Source organism: Streptomyces sp. NPDC051133 (assembly GCF_040682635.1).
Taxonomy (GTDB): domain Bacteria; phylum Actinomycetota; class Actinomycetes; order Streptomycetales; family Streptomycetaceae; genus Streptomyces.
In genome coordinates this window covers 146,714-148,498 of the sequence record NZ_JBFBBK010000023.1, presented here as the reverse complement: position 1 = coordinate 148,498, position 1,785 = coordinate 146,714, and the positions used below count along the sequence as shown (strand labels likewise).

General features: G+C 73.1%; 1 protein-coding gene. It reads left to right on the top strand.

Annotation, left to right across the window (positions count from 1 at the left end):
• The first annotated feature begins 463 nt into the window (after window positions 1–463).
• Window positions 464–1,672, top strand: coding sequence for a phosphoserine phosphatase SerB (serB, locus tag AB0N17_RS24160; RefSeq protein WP_366013525.1), 1,209 nt, complete (start codon window positions 464–466; stop codon window positions 1,670–1,672).
• The last annotated feature ends 113 nt before the right edge of the window (window positions 1,673–1,785 follow it).

The window sequence follows — 1,785 nt, the reverse complement described above, 5'->3', positions numbered from 1 at the left end:
AGCCGGGCGAGTGGTACTACTGCCTGGAGCCCACGCCCCGGCGACCGACCACCGCAGACACCGGGCGACGGACCACCGCCGCCCCCGCCTCCGCCGCCGCCCCCGGGGAAGCCGAAGCGGCGAGGGTGAGAGGGCTGCGTTCCGGGTGGAGGCGGACCGGCCGCGGCCTCGGACGGAGCCGGCCGCGTTCTCGGACGGAGCCCGGCAGCGTTCCCGGCAGCGGCCGGGTTCCCGGCGGAACCCGCGCGGCGATCACCGCACCGCTCGCGCCCGCCGGACCTGCCCCGTGCGGCGACCCGTGGCACAGTCGTGGTGGAAGCCGGAGCGGTGCCGCCTGCGATGGAGGGGCGGGGCGTCTCCCCACGGCCAGATCCCCGACACCGGGTGGACACTCATTGTTCCGTGTCCGTCAGGCGGACCTCGGCGGCAGCAGGCACTGGGTGCCGGATACGGTGGAGGCACCATGAGCGCTTCGCAGACCTCCGAGGTCCCCACTCTCCTCGTGAAGATTTTCGGCAAGGACAGGCCGGGCATCACGGCCGGCCTCTTCGACACCCTTGCCGCCTACCTCGTCGACGTGGTCGACATCGAGCAGGTCGTCACCCGGGGCCGCCTGGTGCTGTGCGTGCTGGTGACCCAGCCGCCGGCCGGTCTGGAGGGTGACCTCAGGGCCACCGTGCACAGCTGGGCCGAGTCGATGAAGATGCAGGCGGAGATCATCTCGGGGCACGGCGACAACCGGCCGCGCGGTCTCGGCCGCTCCCTGGTGACCGTCCTCGGACACCCCCTCACCGCCGAGTCCACGGCCGCCATCGCCGCCCGGATCGCGAAGGCGGGCGCCAACATCGACCGCATCTTCCGGCTGGCCAAGTACCCGGTGACCGCGGTCGAGTTCGCCGTCTCCGGTGTGGAGACCGAGCCGCTGCGCACGGCCCTGGCCTCGGACGCGGCGGCACTGGGTGTCGACGTCGCCGTGGTGTCGGCGGGTCTGCACCGGCGCGCGCAGCGGCTCGTGGTGATGGACGTGGACTCGACCCTGATCCAGGACGAGGTGATCGAGCTCTTCGCCGCGCACGCCGGCTGCGAGGACAAGGTCGCCGAGGTGACGGCGGCGGCGATGCGCGGGGAGCTAGACTTCGAGCAGTCGCTGCACGCGCGTGTGGCGCTGCTGAAGGGGCTGGACGCCTCGGTGGTGGAGAAGGTGCGCGACGAGGTCCGGCTGACCCCGGGTGCACGCACCCTGATCCGCACCCTGAAGCGCCTCGGCTACCAGGTCGGCGTCGTCTCCGGCGGGTTCACCCAGGTCACGGACGATCTGAAGGAGCGGCTCGGGCTGGACTTCGCGCAGGCCAACACGCTGGAGATCGTCGACGGGAAGCTGACCGGCCGGGTCACCGGAGAGATCGTGGACCGTGCGGGCAAGGCGCGGCTGCTGCGCCGGTTCGCCGCGGAGGCCGGGGTGCCGCTGTCACAGACGGTGGCGATCGGTGACGGCGCCAACGACCTGGACATGCTGAACGCGGCCGGTCTGGGCGTCGCCTTCAACGCCAAGCCGGTGGTCCGCGAGGCGGCGCACACGGCGGTGAACTTCCCCTTCCTCGACACGGTCCTGTACCTGCTCGGCGTCACCCGGGAAGAGGTCGAGGCGGCCGACACGCACGACGAGGGCTGACCCGGACCGGACGGCCCGTACGGCAGGCCACCAAGGCGGCCGCCGCCATCAGCCGGCTCCACGCGGCCCTGCCCGCCGCACCGGACCCCGCCCCCGAGGCCGCCCGCCCCGTC

What these genes read in the sequence shown, in the direction of transcription:
- serB (WP_366013525.1), top strand. Translation starts at nt 464, where the DNA reads ATGAGCGCTTCGCAGACCTCCGAGGTCCCCACTCTCCTCGTGAAGATT.